30 protein-coding genes are annotated in these 25,782 nt (G+C 62.6%); 10 read left to right on the top strand and 20 right to left on the bottom strand.

The window, feature by feature from the left end:
* Positions 1–8 precede the first annotated feature (8 nt).
* The 8 genes from ABJ363_11000 (at position 9) to ABJ363_10965 (ending at position 9,360) form a co-directional block, all read left to right on the top strand.
* Positions 9–329, top strand: a complete 321-nt coding sequence (locus ABJ363_11000; GenBank protein MEP4379520.1) for a hypothetical protein — start codon at positions 9–11, stop codon at positions 327–329.
* A 78-nt stretch (positions 330–407) separates the two neighbouring features.
* Complete coding sequence (locus ABJ363_10995; GenBank protein ID MEP4379519.1) at positions 408–2,072, top strand: NAD+ synthase; 1,665 nt, start codon at positions 408–410, stop codon at positions 2,070–2,072.
* Positions 2,073–2,372: 300 nt separating this feature from the next.
* Positions 2,373–3,761 carry a cysteine--tRNA ligase gene (gene cysS, locus ABJ363_10990; protein MEP4379518.1) on the top strand — a complete coding sequence of 463 codons (1,389 nt, stop codon included), beginning with the start codon at positions 2,373–2,375 and terminating at the stop codon, positions 3,759–3,761.
* 3 nt (positions 3,762–3,764) lie between these two features.
* Positions 3,765–5,354 (top strand): citramalate synthase, encoded by a 1,590-nt coding sequence (gene cimA, locus ABJ363_10985; GenBank protein MEP4379517.1) that lies wholly within the window; start codon positions 3,765–3,767, stop codon positions 5,352–5,354.
* Positions 5,355–5,525: 171 nt separating this feature from the next.
* Entirely contained in the window at positions 5,526–6,530 is a 1,005-nt protein-coding gene (locus tag ABJ363_10980; GenBank protein MEP4379516.1) for a DUF3179 domain-containing protein, read from the top strand.
* A 98-nt stretch (positions 6,531–6,628) separates the two neighbouring features.
* Entirely contained in the window at positions 6,629–7,237 is a 609-nt protein-coding gene (locus tag ABJ363_10975; protein ID MEP4379515.1) for an ankyrin repeat domain-containing protein, read from the top strand.
* 4 nt (positions 7,238–7,241) lie between these two features.
* Complete coding sequence (locus ABJ363_10970) at positions 7,242–8,057, top strand: RNA methyltransferase (protein MEP4379514.1); 816 nt, start codon at positions 7,242–7,244, stop codon at positions 8,055–8,057.
* A gap of 52 nt (positions 8,058–8,109) precedes the next feature.
* Positions 8,110–9,360 (top strand): adenylate/guanylate cyclase domain-containing protein, encoded by a 1,251-nt coding sequence (locus ABJ363_10965; protein MEP4379513.1) that lies wholly within the window; start codon positions 8,110–8,112, stop codon positions 9,358–9,360.
* On the opposite strand, the gene ABJ363_10960 is transcribed toward ABJ363_10965, so the two are convergent.
* Positions 9,357–10,241, bottom strand: coding sequence for a DMT family transporter (locus ABJ363_10960; GenBank protein MEP4379512.1), 885 nt, complete (start codon positions 10,239–10,241; stop codon positions 9,357–9,359). The two genes, ABJ363_10965 and ABJ363_10960, sit on opposite strands and share 4 nt — an antisense overlap.
* 191 nt (positions 10,242–10,432) lie before the next feature.
* On the opposite strand from ABJ363_10960, the gene rpsD reads away from it, so the two are divergent.
* Positions 10,433–11,047 carry a 30S ribosomal protein S4 gene (rpsD, locus tag ABJ363_10955; GenBank protein MEP4379511.1) on the top strand — a complete coding sequence of 205 codons (615 nt, stop codon included), beginning with the start codon at positions 10,433–10,435 and terminating at the stop codon, positions 11,045–11,047.
* A gap of 160 nt (positions 11,048–11,207) precedes the next feature.
* Here rpsD and ABJ363_10950 read toward each other — a convergent pair whose 3' ends face one another.
* The 13 genes from ABJ363_10950 to purC all read right to left on the bottom strand — a co-directional run bounded on the left by ABJ363_10950 (position 11,208) and on the right by purC (position 20,971).
* Positions 11,208–11,555, bottom strand: coding sequence for a redoxin domain-containing protein (locus ABJ363_10950; protein ID MEP4379510.1), 348 nt, complete (start codon positions 11,553–11,555; stop codon positions 11,208–11,210).
* A gap of 9 nt (positions 11,556–11,564) precedes the next feature.
* Positions 11,565–11,822, bottom strand: a complete 258-nt coding sequence (locus ABJ363_10945) for a hypothetical protein (GenBank protein MEP4379509.1) — start codon at positions 11,820–11,822, stop codon at positions 11,565–11,567.
* A gap of 102 nt (positions 11,823–11,924) precedes the next feature.
* A complete protein-coding gene (locus ABJ363_10940; GenBank protein ID MEP4379508.1) occupies positions 11,925–12,284 on the bottom strand; it encodes a redoxin domain-containing protein in 360 nt (119 codons plus the stop codon).
* Between the two features lie 9 nt (positions 12,285–12,293).
* Positions 12,294–12,530, bottom strand: a complete 237-nt coding sequence (locus ABJ363_10935) for a hypothetical protein (protein ID MEP4379507.1) — start codon at positions 12,528–12,530, stop codon at positions 12,294–12,296.
* Positions 12,531–12,635: 105 nt separating this feature from the next.
* A complete protein-coding gene (locus ABJ363_10930; GenBank protein MEP4379506.1) occupies positions 12,636–13,199 on the bottom strand; it encodes a VOC family protein in 564 nt (187 codons plus the stop codon).
* An 88-nt stretch (positions 13,200–13,287) separates the two neighbouring features.
* Positions 13,288–14,136, bottom strand: coding sequence for an EamA family transporter RarD (gene rarD, locus ABJ363_10925; protein MEP4379505.1), 849 nt, complete (start codon positions 14,134–14,136; stop codon positions 13,288–13,290).
* Positions 14,137–14,284: 148 nt separating this feature from the next.
* The gene (gene grxD / locus ABJ363_10920; GenBank protein MEP4379504.1) at positions 14,285–14,623 is read right to left on the bottom strand and encodes a Grx4 family monothiol glutaredoxin; all 339 of its coding nucleotides are present in this window, start codon (positions 14,621–14,623) and stop codon (positions 14,285–14,287) included.
* 21 nt (positions 14,624–14,644) lie between these two features.
* The gene (locus ABJ363_10915) at positions 14,645–14,884 is read right to left on the bottom strand and encodes a BolA family transcriptional regulator (protein ID MEP4379503.1); all 240 of its coding nucleotides are present in this window, start codon (positions 14,882–14,884) and stop codon (positions 14,645–14,647) included.
* A 38-nt stretch (positions 14,885–14,922) separates the two neighbouring features.
* Positions 14,923–17,115, bottom strand: coding sequence for a phosphoribosylformylglycinamidine synthase subunit PurL (purL, locus tag ABJ363_10910; GenBank protein ID MEP4379502.1), 2,193 nt, complete (start codon positions 17,113–17,115; stop codon positions 14,923–14,925).
* Positions 17,112–17,804 carry a phosphoribosylformylglycinamidine synthase subunit PurQ gene (gene purQ, locus ABJ363_10905; protein MEP4379501.1) on the bottom strand — a complete coding sequence of 231 codons (693 nt, stop codon included), beginning with the start codon at positions 17,802–17,804 and terminating at the stop codon, positions 17,112–17,114. The genes purL and purQ overlap by 4 nt, the downstream gene beginning before the upstream one ends.
* Positions 17,805–17,883: 79 nt before the next feature.
* Entirely contained in the window at positions 17,884–19,941 is a 2,058-nt protein-coding gene (locus ABJ363_10900; GenBank protein ID MEP4379500.1) for a sulfotransferase, read from the bottom strand.
* Positions 19,938–20,183, bottom strand: coding sequence for a phosphoribosylformylglycinamidine synthase subunit PurS (gene purS, locus ABJ363_10895; protein ID MEP4379499.1), 246 nt, complete (start codon positions 20,181–20,183; stop codon positions 19,938–19,940). The genes ABJ363_10900 and purS overlap by 4 nt, the downstream gene beginning before the upstream one ends.
* 20 nt (positions 20,184–20,203) lie before the next feature.
* The gene (gene purC, locus ABJ363_10890) at positions 20,204–20,971 is read right to left on the bottom strand and encodes a phosphoribosylaminoimidazolesuccinocarboxamide synthase (GenBank protein MEP4379498.1); all 768 of its coding nucleotides are present in this window, start codon (positions 20,969–20,971) and stop codon (positions 20,204–20,206) included.
* Positions 20,972–21,177: 206 nt separating this feature from the next.
* On the opposite strand from purC, the gene ABJ363_10885 reads away from it, so the two are divergent.
* The gene (locus ABJ363_10885) at positions 21,178–21,657 is read left to right on the top strand and encodes a cupin domain-containing protein (protein ID MEP4379497.1); all 480 of its coding nucleotides are present in this window, start codon (positions 21,178–21,180) and stop codon (positions 21,655–21,657) included.
* Between the two features lie 18 nt (positions 21,658–21,675).
* Here ABJ363_10885 and ABJ363_10880 read toward each other — a convergent pair whose 3' ends face one another.
* From ABJ363_10880 to ABJ363_10855, 6 genes are all read right to left on the bottom strand, one after another.
* Positions 21,676–22,428, bottom strand: a complete 753-nt coding sequence (locus tag ABJ363_10880; GenBank protein ID MEP4379496.1) for an SDR family NAD(P)-dependent oxidoreductase — start codon at positions 22,426–22,428, stop codon at positions 21,676–21,678.
* Positions 22,429–22,465: 37 nt separating this feature from the next.
* On the bottom strand, positions 22,466–23,458 hold the full coding sequence (locus ABJ363_10875; protein MEP4379495.1) for a zinc-dependent alcohol dehydrogenase family protein: 993 nt from the start codon (positions 23,456–23,458) through the stop codon (positions 22,466–22,468).
* 28 nt (positions 23,459–23,486) lie between these two features.
* A complete protein-coding gene (locus ABJ363_10870; GenBank protein MEP4379494.1) occupies positions 23,487–23,816 on the bottom strand; it encodes a hypothetical protein in 330 nt (109 codons plus the stop codon).
* A 78-nt stretch (positions 23,817–23,894) separates the two neighbouring features.
* Positions 23,895–24,167, bottom strand: a complete 273-nt coding sequence (locus tag ABJ363_10865; protein ID MEP4379493.1) for a hypothetical protein — start codon at positions 24,165–24,167, stop codon at positions 23,895–23,897.
* Between the two features lie 58 nt (positions 24,168–24,225).
* A complete protein-coding gene (locus ABJ363_10860; GenBank protein ID MEP4379492.1) occupies positions 24,226–24,960 on the bottom strand; it encodes a hypothetical protein in 735 nt (244 codons plus the stop codon).
* Between the two features lie 34 nt (positions 24,961–24,994).
* A complete protein-coding gene (locus tag ABJ363_10855) occupies positions 24,995–25,765 on the bottom strand; it encodes a glucose 1-dehydrogenase (GenBank protein ID MEP4379491.1) in 771 nt (256 codons plus the stop codon).
* Positions 25,766–25,782: the final 17 nt, after the last annotated feature.

Below are 25,782 nucleotides of genomic sequence, written 5' to 3'. Positions count from 1 at the left end.
GTTCCGTGATGGACGATCCCACTGATTGGCTCGGTTTTATCGCGAACATCGCCGCGATCGTGACGGCGCTGGTCGCCTTTGCCGGTTCGGCCTGGTACATCGCAGAACGCGGCTCCAAACGGCGCCGGCTCGAAGATTATCTCAAGGCCGAGCGGGACGCGAAAAAGGGCCGGGGACAGCGCTCCATTCTGCATCTGGTCGCCCGGGTGGGCCTGACCGAACAGGAAATTCTCCAAGCCAGTTTCCGGAGCAAACATATCGAACGTGTCTTGACGACCGACAAACGCGACGGGATGGCGAAAGACATCCTCCTCGAATATCGCGACTGATCACACACACAGCGCGTTGACACGCCCCGGCCCGGTGCATACCGTCCGCCGCGTTCCACCCCGTCCCGGTTTCCAGCCATGACCGATAGTTTGAAAATCACGCTCGCCCAGCTCAATCCGGTTGTCGGCGATATCGACGGCAATATCGCCAAGATTCGCGCGGCGCGCCTGGCTGCGGCCGGACAGGGCGCCGATCTCATGATCGGTACCGAGCTCTGTGTCACCGGATATCCACCCGAAGACCTGATCCTGAAGAACGCGTTCGTACGCGCCGCCATGGACGCGGTCGAGGCGCTGGCGGCCGATACGGCCGATGGCGGCCCCGGCCTGATCATCGGTGCGCCGTGGTTCGACGATGCCGGCAACCGCTACAACGCCGCGATCGTGCTCGACGACGGCAAGGTGCAGACCGTCCGCTACAAGTGGGATCTCCCGAATTACGGCGTGTTCGATGAGAAGCGTATCTTCAACGCCGGCGAGCTGCCCGGCCCGGTAAACTTCCGCGGCGTGCGCCTGGGCCTCGCGGTTTGCGAGGACATGTGGACGCCGGACGTCTGCGAGACCCTGATGGAATCGGGTGCGGAAATCCTCGTGGTCATCAACGGCAGCCCCTACGAGCGCGACAAGGTCGATGTGCGCATGAATTTCGCCGTCGCGCGGGTGACCGAGACCGAGTTGCCGCTGATCTATGTGAACCAGGTCGGCGGGCAGGACGAGCTCGTCTTCGACGGCGGCTCGTTCGTGCTGGGTGCGGACCGGCGCATGGTCGCGGCGTCGAAACAGTTCGTCGAAGACCTGACCCTCACCGAATGGACCCGCAACGAAAATGGCTGGACCTGCACATCAGATGAAGTCGCCGAATGGATCGAGGGCAGCGAACGGCTCTACCAGGCGATGGTGCTCGGCCTGCGCGACTATGTGAACAAGAACGGGTTTCCCGGTGTGGTGCTGGGCCTGTCGGGCGGCATCGATTCCGGTATCACGGCGGTTGTCGCGGTGGACGCGTTGGGTGCCGATCGGGTGCATTGCGTGATGATGCCGTCGCCGTATACAAGCGAGGACAGCCTCGTGGATGCGCGCGAACTCGCCGAAAACCTCGACGTCCGCTACGAGAGCGTGGGTATCGGCCCGGCCATGTCGGCCTTCGACGAGATGCTGACCGAGGCTTTCAATGAACCGGCCGCCGGCATTACGGCGGAGAACATCCAGAGCCGTGCGCGCGGCCTGACCCTGATGGCCATCTCCAACACCACCGGCGCGATGCTCGTGACGACCGGCAACAAGTCGGAGATGTCGGTCGGTTACGCCACGATCTACGGCGACATGGCCGGCGGTTATTCGGTCATCAAGGATGTCTACAAGACCGACGTGTTCAAGCTTTGCCACTGGCGCAACGATCACCATCCCGATGGGGCTTTGGGACCGGCAGGGCCCGTGATCCCGCCACGGATGATCTCCAAGCCGCCATCCGCCGAATTGCGCCCGGACCAGAAGGACGAGGATTCCCTGCCGCCCTATGAAGTGCTCGATGCGATCCTGCACGGCCTGATCGAGGAGGATCTCGGCGGGGCGGAGCTGGAGGCGAAGGGCTTCGAGCCGGCGACCGTGCAGCGCATCTGGCGCCTGCTGGAGCTTTCGGAGTACAAGCGCCGCCAGGCACCGCCGGGAGTGAAGCTCACCAGCCGCTCGTTCGGCCGCGACCGCCGCTACCCGATCACCAACGCGTTCCGGGGCAAGGCGTAGACCTTCGCGGTGTTCTGCACGGAGCCACCAAGCCCGTCATATGCGGACTTGATCCGCGTATCTCTGCCCAGTCCGTAACGAGATGCCCGGGTCAAGCCCGGGCATGACGCCTGGCTGGTTCTGCGAATGAATGCCAAACCCTTGAATTGCTTTGCTTTCCGGGGAGGCGTATATACCGCCACGTGATGATCAATCGTTCCCATCGATGTTGCTGCCCTGGCGGGCGAATTACCGCCTGACAGGCCCTGTCCGCGCGCGGTTAATCCGCGCGCATGCTGCACTCACTCCCGGGAACCACCAATGACCCTTCATCTCCACAACACCTACACGCGCGAAAAAGACCCGTTCGAGCCGATCGATGCGGCCAATGTGCGCATGTATGTGTGCGGGCCCACGGTCTATGACGATATCCATATCGGCAACGCCCGCCCGCTGGTGGTGTTTGACGTGCTGGCCCAGTTGCTGCGCCACGACTATGGCAACGATCATGTCACTTATGTTCGCAACATCACCGATGTGGACGACAAGATCATCGAGCGCGCCGCCGAGAATGGCGAGGACATCGATGCGCTGACATTGCGCACGACGGAAAATTTTCATGCCGCCGCCGCCGCAGTCGGCTGTGTGACGCCTGATGTCGAACCCCGCGCGACCGACCATATCGCGCAGATGATCACACTTATGGAGAATTTGATCGCGAAGGAACATGCCTATGAGGCCGAAGGTCATGTGCTGTTCCATGTTCCGTCGATGCCGGAGTACGGCAAGCTTTCGGGCCGCAACCGCGACGAGATGATCGCTGGCGCGCGGGTCGATGTGGCGCCCTACAAGCGCGACCCGTCGGATTTCGTGCTCTGGAAGCCGTCAAGCGACACGCAGCCCGGCTGGGACAGCCCGTGGGGCAGGGGCCGCCCCGGCTGGCATCTCGAATGCTCGGCCATGAGCGAGGAACATCTGGGGCGTTCGTTCGACATTCACGGCGGCGGGGTCGACCTCGTGTTCCCGCACCATGAAAACGAGATTGCCCAGTCGCGCTGTGCGCATCCCGATGAAAGCTTTGCGCGTTACTGGGTGCATAACGGCTACCTGATGAGCGAAGGCGAGAAGATGGCCAAGTCGGCTGGCAACTTCTACACGGTCACCGATCTGCTTGACGAATTCCCCGGCGAGGCGCTGCGTCTGGCCCTGCTCAAGTCCCACTACCGCCAGCCGCTCGATTTCTCCAAGGACGGCGTCCGTGAGGCGCGCCAGGAGCTGAACCGCTTCTACCGTGCCCTCGGACTGCGCGCGGCGGCGCTCGACGGAGAAGAAGGGCCGAAGGACATTTCCTATGTCATTCCCGCCGAGGTGGTATCTGCGCTGCAGGATGATCTGAACACGCCGCTCGCGATTGCCGGGCTGCATGTTGCCGCGAATGCCGTATTCGCCGCCGAGACGCCCGAACAGGTTCTGCGGGCCACCGGTGCATTGAAAGCCGCCGGTCGGCTGCTTGGTCTGCTGCAGATGGACTCCGAAGTCTGGTTCCAGGGCGACGGTGATGCGGCTATCGATGCGCTGATCGCAGAACGCATTGCGGCACGTGCAGCCAAGGATTTCGCCCGGGCCGACGAAATTCGCGACGAGCTCACCGCCCAGGGCATCGTCCTCGAGGATGGCGCCGGCGGCACGACTTGGCGTCGCGAGGGTTAACCCATGGCCGAACGCATCTACATCTTCGATACCACCCTGCGTGATGGCGTGCAGACCCGCGGTGTCGATTTCTCCGTCGACGACAAGCGGGCCATCGCGCGCGCGCTGGATGAGGTCGGCATCGACTATGTGGAAGGCGGCTGGCCGGGTGCCAACCCGGTTGATGACGCGTTCTTCGCAACCTCGCCGGGCTTCAGGAATGCGCGATTTACCGCTTTCGGGATGACGCGGCGGCCCGATCACAGTGCGGCCAACGACCCCGGCATCAACGGGCTGATTTCCACCGCGGCGGATTCCATTTGCATGGTTGGCAAGACCTGGGATTTCCATGTCGATCTGGCGCTGGGTATTCCGCGCGAAGACAATGTCGCGATGATCGCGGACAGCATCGCCTATGCCGCGACGCGCAAGGACGAGGTGCTGTTCGACGCCGAGCATTTCTTTGATGGCTACAAGGCGAACCCTGAATATGCGTTGGCCTGCATAAAAGCCGCCCATGACGCGGGCGCGCGCTGGGTTGTGCTGTGTGATACCAACGGCGGTACATTGCCCCACGAGGTCTCGACAATCGTCAAGGAAGTGCTGGCGCACATCCCCGGCGACCATGTCGGCATCCACACCCATGACGACACCGGCAATGCCGTCGCCAACACGCTGGCGGCGGTCGAGGCGGGGGTGCGCCATGTGCAGGGAACCCTGAACGGGCTGGGTGAGCGCTGCGGTAATGCCAATCTGGTGACGGTTTTGCCGAACCTGATGCTCAAATATGACGGCGCCTACGAGACCGGGCTCGACGCGGATGGCTTGCGGCAACTGACCCATGTCTCGCGGTTGCTCGATGAGTTGCTCAACCGGGCACCCGACCGGACGGCGCCCTATGTGGGCGAGGCGGCGTTCACCCACAAGGGAGGTCTGCACGTCTCGGCGGTCCAGAAAGACCCGGCAACCTATGAGCATGTCGACCCCGAAAGCGTCGGCAACGCACGGCATATCGTGGTGTCCGATCAGGCCGGACGATCGAATATTCTCTCGCGGCTCGGCGAGGCCGGGATCGAGGTCGATAGCAAGGACCCGCGAATTACGCGTCTGGTCGAGGATGTGAAGGCGCGCGAGTTCGACGGTTACACGTATGACGGGGCCGAGGCGAGCTTCGAGTTGCTGGCCCGGCGTGCGCTGGGTGAGGTGCCCGATTTCTATCGGGTCGAGAGTTTCCGCTCCGAGGTTGAGCGGCGGTTCAATGCCCGTGGCGATGTGACGACGATCAGCCAGGCCGTGGTCAAGATGCAGGTGGGGGAAAATCACTCCATGCAGGTGGCCGAGGGCAATGGCCCGGTCAACGCGCTGGATGACGCCATGCGCAAATCCCTGCTGCCGGAATATCCCGAGCTGGAGGCCATGCGGCTGGTGGATTTCAAGGTGCGTATCCTGACACCGCAGCAGGCGACGGCCGCCGTCACGCGGGTGATGATCGAATCTTCCGACGATACGGGCCAGCGCTGGGGCACGGTGGGAATCTCGCCGAACATCATCGATGCCGCCTACGAGGCCCTCGACGACGCCATCGTCTTCAAGCTGCTTCGGAGCCGAAGCTGATTGCGGGCGGGTTGTAACCCGCCCCTACAAAAAAATGGCATCCGGTTGTAGGGGTGGGTTTCAAACCCACCCGCAGCGTTCACATCGAATTGAAGCCCTTGTCATGCATGTGCCGCTGGCCGGCGCGGTAGCTTGGCGTACGGCCAACATCATGGCCAAGGAGATGACCGGATGATCGCCTGCCTGCCTGTGTTTCTGCGCGCTAATGCGTTGATGTTTCTGTTCGCGGTGGCCGCGACGGCGTTCGCCGTCCCCGTCGCGTTTGCCGATTTCGACCTGTGGGAGAAGGATTGGCCGCGCACGGATTTCTCCAAACGGGATGTCGATCTCGCCGAGATTTTATCCGGCGGCATCGGCAGGGACGTGATCCCGGCCATCGACACGCCGACCATCGGATCCCTCGAGGCCGCGTATGACAGCCATGACGCGCGTGAGCCGATGATCCGGGTCACGGTCAACGAACAGACCCGCGCCTATCCCCTGTCGGTCCTGATCTGGCACGAGATCGTCAACGACGAGCTCGGAGGGGTGCCCATCGCGGTGACCTACTGTCCGCTCTGCAATACAGCCGTCGTGTTCGACCGGCGCTTGGATAATCAGGTGCTCGACTTTGGCACCACGGGCAATCTGCGCTTCTCCGATCTGGTGATGTATGACCGCCAGACCGAGAGCTGGTGGCAGCAGTTCACCGGCGAGGGAATCGTAGGCGAGATGGCGGGCATGCATCTCACCATCATCCCCAGCCGGGTCGAGCCGCTGGGTGTATTTGCCGCGGCGTTTCCCGATGCCGATATTCTCCAGCGTCCGCCCGGCTTTCCGCGCAACTACGGCGTGAACCCGTATGATAGCTACGACACGTCGGAAACGCCGCTGTTTCCGGGTATTCCGCTGCCGGAAGGGGTCGCACCGATGGCCTATGTGGTCGCGGTCGGTGATCAGGCGTGGACTCTCGACCGGCTGAAATCCGAAAAGCGGATAGAGGCTGGTGATCTTGTCCTGACCTGGGAGACGGGACAGCTTTCCGTGCTGGATATCGCCTATATCAAGGAAGGCCGCGATATCGGCTATGTCACGGTCCAGCGCAAGACGCCGGCGGGTCTGCGGGATGCGATTCACGACATGACATTTGCGTTTGCCTTCAACGCCTTCAACCCGGACGGCACGCTCCACAAATAACCGATCGCCGGATGACGCGCGCGGACGCCTCGCGTAGGTTGCGTCCTGCAATGAAACCAACATCAAAAACCAGTCGGATATGGATTGTCGCTTGCGTGATGATGCTGACGGCCGCGCCGCTTGCGGCGCAGGCACCGCAACCCCTCAATCATGACCTGCTGAGGGTTTCGGCAACGGGCACCGTCGACCAGATCCGGGATCTTCTGGAACGCGGCGCGGACCCCAACAGTGAGGACAAAGTCGGCGTGACACCGCTGATCAATGTCGCCGCGCGCGGCAGCAACAAGTCCCTGCGCCTGTTGATCGAGGCCGGCGCACGGGTCGAGGAAGACGGCCGAAACGGCTGTACGCCGCTGACCTGGGCCGCGAAGAATGGTTGGGAAAAGACGATCGAGCTGTTGCTGGATCGGGGTGCCGACATAAACCACCGCGACAACGGCCAGATGACGCCGCTGATGCGCGCGGCCTGGAACGGGCAGTTTGTTGCGGCCGAGTTTCTGATCCGGCGTGGGGCGGATGTGACGGCGGTCGATTCGAACGGCAATACGGCGCTGACATATGCTCTTGCGAGTCGCAGCCCGCGAATCGAGGGGGCCCTGCGACGCATGGGGGTCCCGAGCAAAGTCGGCTCCCAGGCTGAAGCGATCGCCAAGGTGAAGGGCGAACCCTTCGTGTCCTGCGCGCGCGCAGTTGCGGGCCGGTCCTAGGGTCATGGCCGGTACAGACCGAACCCAACCGCCCGTCCTCGGCGGACCGCGCATCGTCCTGATTGAACCCCAGCTCAGCGAGAATGTGGGTGCGGTGGCGCGCGCGATGCTGAACTGCGGGCTCAACCGGATGTCGCTGGTCAATCCGCGCGAAGGTTGGCCCAACGCCAAGGCCGAGCCGATGGCCGCGGGGGCCACGGAGGTTCTCGATGCTGTGCAGGTCTTTGCCACGCCGGAACAGGCGGTGGCGGATCTCACGGCGGTGTACGCAACGACGGCGCGCCCGCGCGAACTGACCGTGCGCGTTCTGACCCCGCGCGAGGCGGCGGCCGACATGCGTGCCGCCCAGGCGCGCGGTGAGAATGTCGGGGTGTTGTTCGGGCCGGAACGCTCGGGCCTGACGAACGACCATGTGGCGCTGGCCGACAGGATCATCTCGGTGCCGCTGAACCCCGCCTACTCCTCGCTCAATCTTGCCCAGGCCGTACTGCTGGTTGCCTATGAGTGGTTCACCGCCGGCGACGAAACCCCGCCGGACACCGTGACGATGTCGGGCACGCGGATGGCCGCGAAAAGTGAGCTGATAGACCTGTTCGGGCGCCTGGAGACCGAGCTGGACGCGGGCGGATTTTTTCGTGCACCCGATTTGCGGCCGTCGGTGATGCGCAATCTCATGTCCATGCTCCAGCGCGCGCGCCTGACCGACCAGGAGGTGCGGACCTTCCACGGGATGATCAGCGCCCTCACGCGAAGCTGGCAGCACACCCAGAACGCCAAGCGCCGGCGGGGCGAACTGGAACGTGATTCCACGACAGAGTAAACGCCGCGCTGACTTAGTTGCTATAGGTTGGCGGGGAGTGGGGAGTTTGAATGTGAACGACGGAGCGACGTCCCGACATGGTCTGATACCGATGCAGGGCTCGAATGCCTGGCTGGTGGAAAAGGGGCTCGGCGATGCCAGCCTGGCCGAAATAGTTCAGGGGCTGGGGCATAGTCTTGTGGCCCGCGGAATCGCGCTGCACAGAATCGCCGTCGGTGGGATGTTGCTCCATCCCGTATTTGGTGCGCGCGATGTCATCTGGGATGCCCGGACCGACCATGTGCGAAGCGAAATGGCGACCCGTGACATCATCCGGTCCCCGGAATTCCAGAATTCGCCGTTTTTCAGTTCCCTGAGCAACGGTCTGCCGTTCGAACGCCATCGACTGGACGGAGATAATTACCCGGAATTTCCCATCCTGCACACGCTCAAGGAGGATGGGGTCACCGACTATCTGGTTTTTTATCAGCATTATGGCCGGCGCGATCTCTCGCTCTGGGAAGGTTTGCCCCAGGGCCTGGAGGGTGCGGTCAGTTCGTTTTCCACGCGCCGATTGAGCGGGTTCACCGACGACGAAGTCACGTATCTTCAGGCGCTCAACAAGTTGCTTGCCCTGATCGTCAAATCCAGGACGAACCGGGAGCTCTCGATGACGCTCCTCGACACCTATCTCGGAACCTATACCGGCGGACAGGTGATGGATGGCCGCGTCGAACGCGGCGATGGACGGCGCATCGAGTGCGTCATCTGGCAGTGCGATCTGCGTGGCTCCACGGCGCTCGCGGAGAAGCTGCCGATGGAGGATTATCTCTCGACACTGGATGACTATTTTGACTGCACTGCCGGCGTGGTTCTGGACCATGGCGGCGAGGTGCTCAAGTTTATCGGCGATGGAGTCCTGGCGATCTTTCCGATCGATTCCGAGATACGGGGCGTTGAAAGTATGTGCCGTTCGGCATTGTCGACGGCGCGCGAATCTCTGGACCGCGCGGCACGGATAAATGTCGAACGTGATGGTGCGGGATTGCCACCGATCAAATTCGGTGTCTCCATGCATGTGGGCGACGTGGTTTACGGCAATGTGGGAACGGACCGTCGGCTTGATTTCACGGTAATCGGATCTGCGGTCAACGAGACGTCGCGCCTCGAGGGACTTACAAAGATTCTCGATGTACCTGTCGTCGCGTCGGAAAAATTCGAGGAAGCGGCTCCCGAACCGCTGGTCGCTCTGGGCCAACACAAGGTTCCGGGTGTCTCGGGTAAACTCGAAGCCTTCACGCTCCCCGAACTGGTCGCTCCCTAGGCGTTGTGCTTCTCGTCACGCAGGCCGATGGCGAAGTGGACCGCGAGCGTTCCCACGATCACGGTGCCGCCGATCAACGAGAGCGGTGATGGCGCCTGCGAGATGAACCACCAGGCCCAGATCGGCCCCAGGACCGCCTCAAGAAGCATGATCAGGCTGACCTCGGGCGCGGACAGATGGCGCGGGCCGAGCAGGATCATGAAGAACGAGACCGGCAGCACCACGAAGCCCAGCAGGCCGAGCCAGAGCGCATCCAGTGCGATGATCGAGATTGTGGGCGCCACGAACAGCGCCACGACGGCGACGATATAGCCGCTGAGCGCCATGGCGGGCGCCGGATCGTCGATCTGGGTGTGGCTGAGCACAACCACCATTCCGGCCCACACAAGCGCCGTGGCGACCGCTGCGAGGTTTCCGTACAGGTCTCCGCGGCCCAGCCCTTCGGCGAAGATCACTGCCATCGCACCGATTGCGATGAAAATTGTCACGATCGTCCGGCGGGGCACGCGCTCACCCATGAAGATGCGCGCGAAGATGGCGGCAAACAAAGGTGCACAGGCGAGGATAAACAGCGTGTTGGCGACGCTGGTCAGGGTGATCGCCGTGACCCAGCCAACCGACGACGCGGCGAACATGAAGGCGACCGCCAGGTGGGGGAGCTGACGTAATCGGCTGAATATCTGCAGGAGATCGCCGCGGTAACGGACCAGCAGAAAGCCGGTCATCGCGATACCGAGGAGCAGACCGCGCCAGAACAGGGAAGTGCGGATGTCGGCGGCCACGAGCGAGGTGATCAGTCCGTCGGGCGACAGGATAACGACACCCGTTGCGGTGATCGCTATGCCCTTGAGATGATTGCCGGATCGGGAACTGGACGCCATGTTTCGATTCGCCTTGGATACGCAATGTTGGGGGGCGTTCGAACACGCCAAACGAGTTTGACATAGCGCGGCCGATGCCTATAGTGCGCGCCATTCCCGTGTATGTGGACCGGCAACGACCGGATCCCCGTAGTGCGTGACTTATAGCGCGGTGCTGATCGGGACAACAAAGACAAGAATGGATCTGAAATATGTCTAAGCGGCATTCCGCGAAGTACAAGATTGATCGCCGTCTCGGCGAGAATCTCTGGGGCCGGCCCAAGAGCCCGGTCAACCGACGTGAGCACGGCCCGGGCGAGCATGGTCGCCGCCGCAAGAAACCGTCCGATTACGGCCTTCACCTGATGGCCAAGCAGAAGCTGCGCAAATATTACGGCGATGTCGGCGAGCGCCAGTTCCGCCGCTACTACGATGAAGCCGTGCGTCGCCGTGGCGACACGGGCGAGAATCTGATCGAGCTCCTGGAGCGCCGCCTCGATGCGGTCGTCTACCGGATGAAGTTCGTGCCGACGATCTTCGCCGCCCGCCAGTTCGTCAACCACGGGCATATCCGTGTAAACGGCAAGAAGGTCAACATCCCGTCCTACGCGGTTCAGGATGGCGACGTGATCGAGGTCAAGGAGAAGTCGCGCGAGCTGCCGCTGGTGCTCGAGGCGATTGCATCGACCGAGCGCGATCTTGCCGAGTATATGGACGTCGATCTGAACAACCTGAAGGGCACCTATCTGCGCGGACCGAAGCTGGCCGATGTGCCGTATCCGGTGAAGATGGAGCCGAACCTGGTCGTCGAGTATTACTCGCTCTGATCGGTCGTTTCAGCCGAACCCATACAAAAGGCCGCCCTCGGGGCGGCCTTTTTCGTGTCAAAACCCCGTCATACGCGGACTTGATCCGCGTCTCTCATGAACTGCCGGTTGAGATGCCCGGGTCGAGCCCGGGCATGACGAAGCCAAGGAAGCTAAAAGGCTAGCTCGTCGCGTCCTTGCGCAGGACGGCCAGCACATTCTCGATGTCGGGGCGCGAGGAATAATGACGTTCCGAAAAGCGGTGGCTGACCTGGCCCGCGCTATCGAGGACCATGATGGCCGGGTGCGGTACCCCGTAGTAGAAGCTGCCTTGCGGGTAATTCTCCGCCAGTAGGCCGAACGCCCGGATGATGTCCGAATTCACGTCCGAGAGCATCGGGTAGGCGATCTTCTGGCGTTTGCCGAGGCGCTGCAGCGTGCCGACATCGTCATAGGTGACGGTGACGACCTCGTAGCCGAGCGCGCGCACCGCGTCGATCCTGTCGTTCCAGGCGACCGCCTGGACAATGCAATAGGGTCACCAGGACAGGGAGCGTGAGAAGATCAGGATCAGGCCCCGGTTTTTCTTCAGGGTAACGAAGCTCTGCACCTGATTGGACTGGTCAGGCACTGTCAGATCATGGGGCAGGGGAGTGCCGACCTGGACCCCGGCGCGGACCGCGTCCACGACCTGGGCATTGGCGGCATTCGGCCAGAGAAATCCCGCCAGCAGGATCACCGCCAAAGCGGAAATCCAAGCCTTTAGAAGCTTGTGGCAAATGCGACGGGCCGACATCACGGGTGTCTCAATTGTTGCGTATGGGACGCTACGCCGGAGACCCGTTTGTGCGTGATCGCACCGTCGCTTTCAAAACACATTCGCTTGAGAACTGGCGGGCTACTGGCTCTTCGGGGCTTCGGTGGCCTCGATCGCGTTGTTCACGATCGTCGCGATCTCATGATCCTCGGTGTAGCCGTGGCCGTTATAGACGTGGGTCACGACCCCCTCGGCATTGGCAACGATCACCATAGGAATGGCGGTGCCGCGATAGCGGCTGCCTTCCGGGAACCGGTCGTTGAACAGGCCGAAGGCGTTGATCACATCGCGGTTCGCGTCCGACAGGAGCGGATAGTCGATTTTCCGCAGCTTGGCGAAGCGCTGAACCGTCGCGACGTCATCGGCCGTTACCGAGACGACCTCGATGCCCTGGGCGCGGATTTTTTCGATATTTTCGTTCCAGACGACCGCCTGGTGAATGCATGTCGGTCACCACGCGAGGGAACGCGAAAAGAGCATGACCAGGCCCTTTGTGCCCCGCAGGGTCTCGAAGCCACGCACCTGATCGCTTTGATCGGGTACCTCCAGCATATGCGGGATGATCTTGCCCGCCGCAACGCTTTCGGCGGCCGCGCTGCCCGGATTGTGCAGGCTCACGGCGGCGATTAGCGCCGTGACCGCAAACGCCCTGCCGAGCGTTGAGGAAAGTACTTTTCGACCGAACATGAAAGGGAACTCCGAGGTGAATAGCTACCTACCAAACACCGTCGGTATCAGAATATTCCGGTATATTTCAATATCATCATATTCACATATAATTTACTGGAGACTCTAGACGTGGCGTGTGCGCTTTTTGGGCGGATGGATCGGTTTCGGCGCGCCCAGTTTCTTGTTGGTCTTCGACGTTTTCGCCTTGGATTTCTTCAGCGACATGATGCCCGTTTTGTTGAGGTCCGCACCCTTCTTGAACCGTCGCTTCGACGCCGCGCTGTTTCCCGGGAAGGGCTCCATATCGTCATTGTCGGTGGCGGCGAACTGGACCTCGACCTTGTTGCCGTCCGGGTCGAACACGTTGACCTGAACCATGTTTATCTCGAGCAGCGGGACCACGGTATAGGGCGCGTCATGTTCGCGCATTTTGCGCTGGAACGTCTTCATGCTGCCGCTGGCGCGCAGGGCAAAATGTTCGACCTGAGCTTCGCCATTCTTGACCTGCCGGACCGATTCCACGAGGTGAACGATCGCGTTGCTGCCGCAATAGTGCCAGGCACCTCCGAAATCGAAACTAAGCGGCCGTTTGCCACGCTTCAGCCCGAGGACACCTTCGTAGAAGGCGGACATCTCGTCGAGTTTGGCGGTGCGAATATTCACATGATCGAGCCAGTACATAGCCATCGTGTCGTCTCCGGTTATCTTGTTATCGTTGATGTATTTTGCGCTCTGTTCCGGGCGTATTCAACGCGTCAGGCGATCACAGCCACGATTAAACGATCCGTGTCCGCCATATCTCTGCAGTGTAGATGATCAGCGCCAGCCAGATGAAGGCGAAAGTGATGATCTCCGCCGTGCCGAAGGGCTGCGGAAAAAAGGTGAAAGCGAACAGCAGGTAGAATGACGGCGCGATATACTGCATCAGGCCGATGGTCGCCAGCTTCACGCGCCGCGCCGACGCGGCAAACATCAGCAGCGGCAGCCCGGTGACGATGCCGGACAGGGCAATCAGGGCATCGAACCCGAGCCCATGATGGCCGAATGCGCCGGTTCCCCTGAATTCGAACAGAATGAGCACGCCGAGCGCGAGTGGCGCGATGACCGCGCACTCGATGAACAGGCCGACCGCAGCATCGGCGTTCACTGTCTTGCGCAGGAGGCCATAGAGGCCGAACGAAAAGGCAATGATCAACGCGATCCAGGGGACCTGTCCGAACCCGATGACCTGAATGCCGACGCCGATGGTGGCCAGCGCGACGGCGATGCGCTGACCGTTCGACAGGCGCTCGCGCAAGACAACAAAGCCCAACAACACGTTGACCAGCGGGCTGAGGAAGTAGCCCAGACTTGCCGAGAGCAGCTGGTCGGAGACAACCGTGAAGATGAACGTGCTCCAATTGACGCTGATCAGGGCGCCGGAGAGGAACAATGTGGCGAGGACGCGCGGTGTGCGGATCGCGCGGGCCAGCCCCGCCCATTGGCGCGCGATGGTCAGGACGACGGCCATGAACGGGATCGCCCAAAGGAACCGGTGTGCAATGATCTGGGCGACGCCCAGTTCCTGAATGGCTTCGAAATAGAAGGGGGTGAAGCTCCAGATCAGGAATGCACCGACTCCCATCGCCAACCCGGCAGTTTCCGCACCGGAGAATTGCCGGCGGGCGTTCGGCGCTGTCGGGGGCTGTGGCAGGGGAGAACTCCGTTTGGAGGCTGCAAGCAAAACGGGCCGCGAAAACCGCGGCCCGTTCACATTAGCGGAAGGAGGTCGTTCAGGCAGCTTCGCGCGCGACGCCCTTTTCCTCGAACATCTGCTCAAGCTCACCGGTTTCGAACATCTCGCGGATGATATCGCAGCCGCCGACGAACTCACCCTTCACATAAAGCTGCGGGACGGTCGGCCAGTTGGTGAATTCCTTGATGCCGTCGCGGATGGCCGGGTCGACCAGCACGTCGGCGCTGCCGAATTTGACACCCATATGGTTCAGGATCTGGACCACGGCCGCCGAGAACCCGCATTGCGGAAACACAGGCGTCCCTTTCATGAAGAGCATGACTTCATTCTGGTCGATGTCGGTCTTGATGCGTTCCTGTACGGGGCTGTCGGTCATATCGAACTCCGGTTGATGTGGCTAGCTGCTCTCGGGGGCCGAGGTCTGAAGCGCGAGGGCGTGTAGCTCGCCGCCCATGCGGCCCTGGAGGGCGTCGTAAACCATCTGATGTTGCTGGACCCGGGATTTGCCGGCAAATGCCGACGAGACGACATTCGCCAGATAATGGTCGCCGTCGCCGCGCAGATCGTCGATCCGGATTTCGGCATCCGGCAACGCGTCCTTGATCAGGTTCTCGATCTCGCTGGCGGCCATCGGCATTTGGGTAACTCCCCGGGTGATTGCGGTATCGCGCCAGATCAGCTCTCGCGCGACGCCATATACGCCGGCAACCAGCGTGCATGTGCATCGCGTAGTGCCGCGACGGATATAGGCTTCGCCTCGGGGAGTGTCAACGCGGCCCCACCCACGGTGCCGATGGGCTCCACATGGACTCCGGCCTCCCTGGCCGCAGCGGCGAATGCTGCGCCATCGGCGCAGGTGACGATATAACGCGCCTGATCCTCACCAAAGGCCCAGGCATGGGACGGTAAATCGCTCTCATGGCTGATATTCGCGCCGATTTCGCCGGCGATTGCCATTTCGGCAAGTGCGACCGCGATTCCGCCGTCGCTGACGTCATGACAGGCGTTAATCCGGCCCGCGGGGATCGCATCACGCACGAAATCGCCGTTCCGGCGTTCGGCATCGAGATCGACCGGCGGTGGCGCACCGGCGGTCCCCCCTGCCTGATCGCGCTGATAGATCGAACAGCCCAGCCAGCCGGATGTTTCGCCGACCACAAACACGGAATCGCCGTCGTTTTCGAACGCGCCACCCACCGCCTTCGTCAGGTCGTCGATCAAACCGACGCAGCCGATCACGGGGGTTGGCAGGATCGCCTCGCCATTGGTTTCGTTGTAGAGCGAGACATTGCCCGACACGACGGGCGCATCGAGCGCCTCGCACGCGGCACCCATGCCCTGCACGGCACCGACAAGCTGGCCCATGATCTCGGGCCGCTCGGGGTTACCGAAATTCAGATTGTTGGTGACCGCCAGCGGTGTCGCACCGACCGCCGTGACGTTGCGCCAGGATTCAGCGACGGCCTGTTTGCCGCCCTCGACCGGGTTGGCGACCACATAGCGCGGGGTACAGTCGGTGCTGATCGCCAGCGCCTTGTTGGTGCCGTGGACCCTGACCAGGGCGGCATCGCCGCCGGGCCGGCCGACTGTGTCACCCATCACCATATGGTCATACTGCTCCCACACCCAGCGCCGCGAGCAGAGATCGGGGCTCGCGACCATCTGTAACAGCGTGTCCGCCAGATCGTCCGGGGCAGATACGTCGCCCGGAGTCAGAACCGCGCGGGGCGGGGTCGCCGTCCAGGGGCGTTCATATTCGGGTGCGGCGGCGACCAGCGGCGGCACCGGGATGTCGGCGGCAATCTCGTCCTGCCACATGAGGACGAGCCGCTGGCTGTCGTTGGTCTCGCCGATCACCGCCAGATCGAGTTCCCATTTGTCGAAGATGGCGCGCGCCATCTCCTCGCGGCCGGGCTTGAGCACCATGAGCATCCGCTCCTGGCTTTCCGACAGCATCATCTCGTAGGGCGTCATTTCCGTTTCGCGCTGGGGTACATGGTCGAGGGTCAGGGTAATGCCCACCTCGCCCTTGCTGGCCATCTCGACCGATGAAGACGTCAGACCCGCGGCACCCATGTCCTGAATGGCGATGATGGCGTCCGTCGCCATCAGTTCCAGGCAGGCCTCGAGGAGCAGTTTCTCCGTGAACGGGTCGCCGACCTGCACCGTGGGGCGTTTCTCGTCGGAATCGTCGTCGAACTCGGCCGAGGCCATGGTCGCGCCATGGATGCCGTCGCGTCCGGTCTTGGCGCCGACGTAGACCACCGGCAGACCCACGCCGGCGGCGGCGGAGTAGAATATCTTGTCGGTACCGGCGATCCCGACGGTCATGGCGTTGACCAGGATATTGCCGTTGTAGGCGGGGTCGAAATTTACCTCGCCGCCGACCGTGGGTACGCCCATGCAGTTGCCGTAACCGCCGATCCCCGCGATAACGCCGTCTACCAGATGGCGTGTTTTCGGGTGATCCGGGGCGCCGAAGCGCAGCGCGTTCATGTTGGCGATCGGCCGCGCGCCCATGGTGAACACGTCGCGCATGATGCCGCCGACACCCGTTGCGGCACCCTGGTAGGGCTCGATGAAGCTGGGATGGTTGTGGCTCTCGATCTTGAAGATCGCCGCGAGCCCGTCGCCGATATCGATGACGCCCGCATTCTCGCCCGGGCCCTGGATCACCTGCGGGCCTTCGGTCGGCAGGGTCTTGAGCCAGAATTTCGACGATTTGTAGGAGCAATGCTCCGACCACATGACCGAGAAGATGCCGAGTTCGGTGAAATTCGGTGTGCGTCCGAGAATTTCGAGGATCGTGTCGTATTCGTCGTCGCTCAGACCCATCAGGTCTTCGGGGCGTGCCGCCGTGTCACTCATGCCGCAATCGCCTCTGCCAGGCCCGTAAACATCGGCGCGCCGTCCGTGCCGCCGAGCAGCGGGTCGGCCAGCCGTTCCGGGTGCGGCATCATCCCCAGAACGTTGCCGGTCTCGTTCAGGATGCCGGCGATGTTGGCCAGGGAGCCGTTGGGGTTGGCCGCGTCCGTGATCGCGCCATCGGGCCCGCAATACCGGAAGGCGACCCGGCCATTGTCTTCGAGTGTTTGATGCGTGTCCGGGTCGGTGAAGTAGTTGCCGTCATGATGGGCGACCGGCACCCGGATCACCTCGCCGGCCTCGTAGCCGCGGGTGAAAATCGTGTCATTGCGCTCGACGCGCAGATTGACGTCGCGGCAGATGAATTTGAGGCTCGCATTGCGCATCAGCACACCCGGCAGCAGGCCGCATTCGGTCAGCACCTGGAACCCGTTGCAGATGCCCAGCACCGGTACGCCGCGTCCGGCATGGGCGACGACTTCGCGCATGATCGGACTGTTCGCCGCCATGGCGCCCGAGCGTAGATAATCGCCGTATGAAAAGCCGCCGGGGACCGCAATCAGATCGACCTTCGGCAACGCGCTGTCGCCATGCCAGACCATCTGCGGGGCGTGGCCCAGCACGGCTTTCAGCGCGACGGCGATATCGCGATCACAGTTCGACCCGGGGAATACAATGACGGCTGCTGACATTCGAAAACTCCAAGTTCAGCTATAGCCATTGCGGGCCGAGTCGCAATCGCGGCTGGGGAAAACCGACGTGCCGGCGCGCTCAGTCATCGGCGGGATCGCCATAGCCGAACGCCTCGATGTACGGCTGGAGGATCGGCATGACGGGTTCAAGCATCTCGGCATACCCTTCCCAGCGGCCCACGGCGCGTGTGTTCACCGATTGTGTCACGCCGGTGTAGCTGGGGGTGGACACGTAACGACCGACATTCGCACCGGCGGATTCGAGCAGGCTGTCGTGCCATTCGAGGCCGAGGAACGCCACGATTTGTCCCAGCACGGTGCGGGGGTCGCGGACGAGGTCCTCATAGCGGTAGACGAAGAAGTCGAGCGGCAGGATGTCCCGGTAGAGAAGCCACAACCGCATCGTCGCGGCGTAGGCGCGCGCTGTTTCCGGCAGGTCGAAAAATCGCATGGTGACGTTGTTGGGAATGAAATCGGTCGTGAAGCAGCTCATGCACACGTCGCGTGGGTCGCGCAGCGCGACAATGACTTTCGCGCCGGGAAACGCGCGTGCGATCAGGCCCAGATGGTCGAGATTGAGAGGGTGTTTGTCCACGACGAGGCGATCACCGGTCGGCCCGTCATGGCTTTCCTCCAGCAATTCCCGGTAGAGCATGCGCAACCGCGCGATCTCCTCGGCCCCGACATGGGCCAGCGCGTCGGGATAGATGTTGCCACCCGGCGCGGCCGTGTCGAGCGCATTGCACATGGCGTTGACCATCGGAAATTCCGGGGTTGCCGTGACCCGGTCATGCGCATCGAGCAGGCGCTCGACCAATGTCGTGCCGGATCTCGGGTACCCCGTCAGAAAACAGGGCGTCGCGAAACCGTCCGCGATGGGTTCGTCTGGCCATCCGGCAATCCACGACGGCGCGCTCTCCGCTTCGAAAAGCGCGAGGAGGGCTTCCTGGGTTCGCGCGTGTTTGTCCGGGTCGCACGCCCGCGCCTGCCGGGTCTGGGCGCGCGCGGCATGCGCGTCTTCAAATGTGGTGAAGGCCGTGTCGTGGCGGTCGAGCGCTTCGAGCACCTGGCCGCGCTCGAACAGAATATTCGCCGCGAGCCATGGGGGTTCCTTGCCGGTGTCGACTTTTTCCAGAAATGCCAGCGCACCACCATTGTCGCCGGACCGTCGATCCAGTCGCGCCGCGACCATGCAGGCGCGCGTCTTTTGCGGGTCCCACGAGAGCGCGCGTTCCACCCATTCGCGCGCTTCGTCGAGCAGCGACATACGTTCGAGGAGCTCCGCGAGCCGTGCTGCCGCATCGGCGCTGTCGGGCGCCAGCGCGACGGCTTGCCGGCCATAACCGACGGCGAGGTCGCCATCGCCCAGATTGGCGGCGATGTCGCGGAGCAGGTCGATCGCGGTCACGTTGTCGGGTTCGATTTCCAGAATTCGTTCGGCCGCAGGTCTGGCGCGTGCGTGCTGGCCGCTGGCACTCAGCGCCATGGCCGCGAGTTGCAGCAGTTCGATGGAGCGTGGTTCGGCATTCACAAGAGGTCGAAGCAGCGTGAGCGCGGCATCGAATTCCTCGAGTTGAATCAAGGCCATCGCCAGGTTGCGTTGCGCGAGCACAAAGTCGGGCGCGAGCCTGGTTGCTTTTTCCAGATGCCCGCGCGCTTCTTCGGGCCGGCCCGCGGTTAGCAGGGAGGCGCCGAGCTGGCCGAGGAGTGCGGGATGTTCCGTTGCATGGGGGAGTGCGGCGTGCGTGATATCCACGGCCGCGTCGGCGTCTCCGGCCGCGAGCAAGAGCCCCGACAGGCCGATAGCGGCCTCGACATGCGCGGGCCGGGCTGTGATCGCGGAACGATAGGCCTCACATGCTTCGGTCGCGTTCCCGAGGCGATGCAGGCATTCGGCCAGATTGTAATGCGCGTCGGCATTGGCGGGCTGGATCTCTATCGCGCGTTCGAGAACCTTGCGTGCGTCTTCCAGTCGGTTGGCCTGGCCGAGCAAGGTGCCGAGCAATTGCAGTATTTCTGGCGTATCGGGCCGGGCTTCGAGAATTTTTCGATAGGCCGTTTCGGCCTCGTTCAGGCGACCCGCGCGATGCAACTCGAACGCGGCGGTTGCGGCCGTGCGGAACTCCGCTTCGTTCACGAGTCGCCGATCTCGACGGTGTAGTTCTCGATCACCGTGTTGGCGAGCAGTTTTTCGCACATCTCGGCGACCCTGGCCCTGGCGGCCTCGGCGTCGTCGTCGGCGAGTTCAAGCTCGATGAATTTGCCCTGGCGCACATCTTCGACACCGGCGAAGCCGAGACCTTCGAGGGAGTGATGGATCGCCTTGCCCTGGGGGTCCAGGACACCGTTTTTAAGAGTGATGTGTACGCGTGCTTTCAACGGAACCGCCGGGAAATGGGTTACTGAATGGTCGAGGGACCCTTGATATCCTGTTGCCCTGATTCGGGTGTGATACCCAGCCGCCGCGCCACTTCCTGATAGGCCTCGGCGACCCCGCCCATGTCACGGCGGAACCTGTCCTTGTCCATCTTCTCGTTGGTCTCGACGTCCCACAGGCGGCAGCCGTCGGGCGTGATCTCGTCGGCCAGCACGATGCGCATCTGGTCGTTCTCGTCGTACAGGCGGCCGTATTCGAGCTTGAAATCGATCAGCCGCAGGCCGATCCCGAGGAACAGTCCGGTCAGGAAATCGTTGATCCGCAGGCTGAGCGACAGCATGTCGTCGATCTCTGGCGGTGCGGCCCAGCCGAACGCGGTGATGTGCTCCTCGGAGATCAGCGGATCGCCCAGTTCGTCGTTCTTGTAATAATACTCGACGATCGAGCGGGGCAGGGGCGTGCCTTCCTCGATGTTGAAGCGCTTGCAGATCGAGCCGGCGGCGATGTTGCGCACGACGACCTCGACCGGAACGATCTCGACCTCGCGGACGAGCTGTTCGCGCATGTTCAGGCGGCGCACGAAATGGGTCGGAATGCCGACCTCCGCCAGGCGCAGCATCAGGTATTCGGATATCCGGTTGTTGAGGACGCCCTTGCCGGTGATGACACCCTTTTTCTCATTGTTGAAGGCGGTCGCGTCGTCCTTGAAATACTGCACGAGCGTGCCCGGCTCGGGACCCTCGAAGAGAACCTTGGCCTTGCCTTCGTAAATCTTCCTGCGTCGCGTCATGGTGCTGAATTCCGCGGTGTTGGCGCGTTTCGAATCGTGTTTGTGCGCCCGCGAGGTATAGCAAGCGCCGTGACGGTGAACAATCGTGACGGGCGTCGAGCGGTGGATAGATCATATGGCTTCATGGTCTGGTCAACACAGCCGGAATGCTATGCTGGTGCCGCCTGACCAAGGCAATCGGGGTAACGTGAAGAGGGTCTGATCTGATGGAATACTCGACGACGCCCGGGCCGGTGATTGCGCGCGAAGTGCCGGCGCGGACACGACCTTCGAATTATCCGGAACCCTTCGCGAGCCGGATGGCTGGACGAAGCAAGCGGCGGCTCGGCGACGTATTCGGCTTGGCGAATTTCGGTGTAAATCTTACCGAACTGGCGCCCGGTGGAGAATCCGCGCTGCTCCACCGTCACAGTCGCCAGGACGAGTTTATTTATGTGCTCGAAGGAACGCCGACATTGGTAACTGATGACGGAGAAACCCTGCTCGCACCGGGCATGTGCGCGGGTTTTCCCGCCGGCGGAACCGCCCATCATCTCCAGAACCGATCCGATGCGGGTGTCACATATCTTGAGATCGGCGATCGCCAGTCCGGTGACACTGCGGAATATCCCGACGATGATATCCGCGCCGAGCTCGATACATCCGGGCAGTGGGTGTTCACCCACAAGGATGGGCGCCCTTACTGAATTCGGCAGAGTTGGAGTTTAGTAGTCCGCGCGGCCGCCCGAGATATCGAACACTGCACCGGTGGTGCCCGAACAGTCCGCCGAAGCGGCCCAGACGGCCAGTGCGGCGATCTCCTCGGGCTCGATCAGGCGGTCGAGCGGCATGGCTGACGCGACCTGCCGGGCGTAGGCGGCCGGCAGATTGTCGAACAGTTCGGTGTTGGCCCCGCCGGGGGCGACCGCATTGACCAGGATTCCCGTCCTGGCGGTCTCCTTTGCCAGCGTCTTCGTGATGCTGATGACTCCCGCCTTTGCGGCGGCATAGGGCGAGTTCTGCAACGTCGCCATCTTGCCCGCATTCGAGGCGATGTTGACGATGCGCCCGTAGCCGTTCTCCATCATATGCGGGGTCACGGCACGGCAGCACAGGAACGTACTGGTCAGGTTGATAGTGAGCATCCGCTGCCAGTTCTCGACCGGTTGTTCCCAGAGGTTCGCCACGGTCCCGACGGCACCCGCATTGTTGACCAGGATGTCGACATTTCCGAAGGCCGCGATAGCCTGTTCGAGGCCCCGCGCAATGGCGTCCGGTTCGGTGACGTCGATCATGTCAAACCGCAGCTCTTCGCCCGCACCGAGTTGCTTGATGGTCTGGTCGGTTCGCGCGGCATCGATATCCCAGATGGTCACCCGTGCGCCCGATGCACGCGCCCGTGCGGCGATGGCCTGGCCGATGCCCTTGGCGCCGCCGGTGACGATGGCATGTCGGCCTTCGAGATCGATCTGGTTCATGGGTGTAATCCTGGTTTGCCGGGCGACGTATCGAGCCTCACGGCGCCAGCACGATCTTGCCGGTGACACTGCCGCCCTCAATGAGGCGGTGTGCATGTTCGGCTTCGGCGAGCGGCATTGTCGTGTGGATGTGCGGCGATATCTCGCCGGCGGCCAGCGCCGCCATCGCGGATTTCATGGCGCCGCGGCGAATGCCGGGCTTGTCGTCGAGGACGTGGATCGAGAACAGGCGAAACGCAACGCTGTCGCCGAACTTCGCGCGCATGGGTGTGAAAAGGTCCGGGTCCGGGTCGCCGCCGAGATAACCGAACATCACCACCATTCCCATCGGCGCGAGCATGGCGAAATCGTCCGACAGTCCCGGCCCGGCAACGGAATCATAGATGAAATCGACACCCTCGCCGTCGGTCAGCTCAGCGATTCGCGCACCGGTATCCTCGACTTTACGTTCAATCACTGCGTCGGCACCCAGTTCACGAACATAGTCTGCCTTCTCGGATGAACCGGCGATGCCGAACACGTTCAGTCCCATGCTCTTGGCGACCTGGACGAGCGCGCTGCCGACACCACCGGCCGCCGCGTGCACGAGGATGCTGTCGCCCGCCCGGGGTGTACCGGCGTAGTTCAGCAGCAGCCAGGAGAGCTGGTAGTTGCCGAGTGCGACTGCCTGGGAGGCCTCGACATTGTCCGGCATGGCGAACACGGCGCCGGCCGGCACCACGATCGCCTCGGCGTAGCCGCCGCCGCGCTCCGGGAGTTCGCGGGAATTGACGTAAACCCGGTCGCCCACCGAGATAGTGTCCACGCCATCGCCGACGGCGTCGACCGTTCCGGCCAATTCGTTGCCCGGGACCACCGGCAGTGGCGGGATCCATTCATAGTTGCCACGGCGCATCAAAATGTCGGGCACGCCGACCCCGATGGCCTCGGTGCAGACGCGAATTTCACCCGGCCCCGGTGCCGGGTCGGGCACGTCATCGACCTTGAGGACTTCGGGTCCGCCGAATTCATGGAAACGAACGACTTTCATCGCGATTTCATCCTGTTTGACGCGCGCGCTATGCCTTCGGTGCGGTCGGGAACTCTTCCGGCCAGTTGTCGAGCAGGTGCTGCAGGTACGCCTTCAATGCGTCCGGGTCGACCTGGGAGCCCGCACCGACCGCATCCGCGCCTTTCTCGGGGTCCGGATCCAGGTGCAGGGAATCATGCATCCGGTTCCGCATGTTGCGGAACGCGCAGACGGTCGTCAGCTCGACAATCTCCGCTTCCGAAAAAACCGCGGCAACCTCGTTGTAAACGTCTTCCCGGTTCTTCGCCGTGTTGAGCGTGACATGCTCCGTCCACAGCAACGTCGCCTTCTCGCGCGCCGTCAGCAGATCGGAGTTCATGTACTCGTTTCCCTGAATGACCTCGAGTTCTTCATCCGTTACCCCCGCCACCCGACCGAGCGACACATTGTGATGGGTTCAGTAGAAGCAGTCGTTGATCGTGCTCGTCTTGATATCGACGAGGGTCTTGAGCTTCGCGGGAAGGATGCTGCCCGCGCCGTTGCGTTGCATCGCGGCGATAAGTGGTGCCAGCCAGCGCGCGACCAACGGGACATGTGAGATCAGCTTGAGGGAATTGATCTTCGAGGCCTGTGCGCCGAACAGAACGTCGTTTGCGGCGTAGTTGGTCTCGATATCCGCTTTCAGGTGATCGGGTGCGTTGTGCGTGTCGATCAGGCTAACCCGGGCCATATCGCCTCCTTCGCGGGTGGATGTTGCGCCGGTCGTGAGACCGGCAGGTGATTGACCCTCAGACCTTCGGCCAGACCCGCCGCCCCGCATGGGGACTGCCCGGAGCGTGGCTGACATATCCCAGGACATGCCGGCCGCGCCAGTTTTCGTCGCGGTCGGCCTCGATGAAGCGTGGTTCGAACGACGTGTCATTGGCACCCAACTCGGTGCCCTCCCACAACACGCCGTGCTTGGCCCAACCCGTCACCGAAATCATCTTGCGTCCGCGGATGATGCCGCGTGACACAGATATCCGCGGGAAGCGCTCTGCGCGATACCAGCGCGCGAGTTCCTCGTCGTCGCCGGGCGAAATGGTGTTGAACGAGCCGATCTGCATCGCCGGCGGCGGGCCCATGCCGTAGGGCGCCGCGCGTTCCTCGGGACCGTTGACCACTTTCTCCTCGATGAACGTGCAGCTGCGATGGTTCTGCCATGTCGCCAGTGCGTCTGCATGCGCCATGTGCAATGCGTCGACGCCGTTGTTCGGCCCCAGGAATGTGTTCGTTGAAAGGCCCGCCGTCAGCACGACATTCTGCCAGCCGGTGGCGATGGCCGGGTCCGTTGTCTCCTGTTTGGCCGGGGCGCCCTCGATATAGGGTCGATCGGGATGCTTGATGATGTCGTAGTGGCCGACCCAGGCGACGCCGGATGCGGACTGCAGCGCCGGCAGGAACTCGGCATGCAGCCATGCCCAGTGCGTGTCGCGTTCGTTATTCGCCAGATCAAACCAGTCGGCGCGCAAGACTTCACCCATCGAACAAACCCTTCTTCTTTTGTGTCGGCATGGCCTAGAGCATGACTTCGCCGCCGCAAACCGCAAGGGTCTGGCCGGAGATAAACGAGCTCGCGGGCGAGGCCAGGAACATCGCCGCGCCGATCAAATCGTCCGGGGTCCCGGCGCGTTTCACCAGGCGCTTGTTCTGGATGAACTCATGCAGGTCGTCGTCCATGCTCGCATGTTCGACCTCGGTCGTCGTGTAGCCGGGCATGAGCGTGTTGACGTTGATGTTGTCGTCGCTCAGCTCCCGCGCCATCACCCGCGTCATGCCGATGATCGCCGATTTTGACGTCACATAATGCATGAATCCGGGGGCACCCTGGGGCACGGTGCCCGATGAGATATTGATGATCCGGCCCTCGCCGGCCGCCTTCATTGGTTTTGCCACGGCGCAGGCGCACAGGTATGAGCCGGTGATGTTCACATGGATCACCTTGTTCCACTCCTCGAAGGGGATCTCATAGAAGGGCCGCTGGGGCAGGGACGCGAAAATTGCCGCGTTGTTGATGAGCACATCGATCCGGCCATAGGCGTCGAGCGCGGCGGCGACCATTGCTTTCACAGAATCCGGATCGCCGACATCGGTCTCGACGGCCAGCGCCGTGCCGCCCGCAGCTTCGATCTCGCCAGCGACCTTGCGCACATTCTCGCCATTCACCTCGGCCAGCACGGGCGTTGCACCCTCCTTGGCGAAGGCCAGCGCGTATTCGCGGCCCAGGCCCTGGCCGGCGCCGGTTATGACGACAACGCGATCGCTCACGTCGAATCGGTCATTACCCATCTGCTTCCCCCGTTCAC

Source organism: Alphaproteobacteria bacterium (assembly GCA_039980135.1).
GTDB lineage: Bacteria > Pseudomonadota > Alphaproteobacteria > UBA6615 > UBA6615 > UBA8079.
The sequence above is the reverse complement of the archived record's forward strand: the minus strand, read 5'-3'. Positions and strand labels throughout refer to the sequence as shown.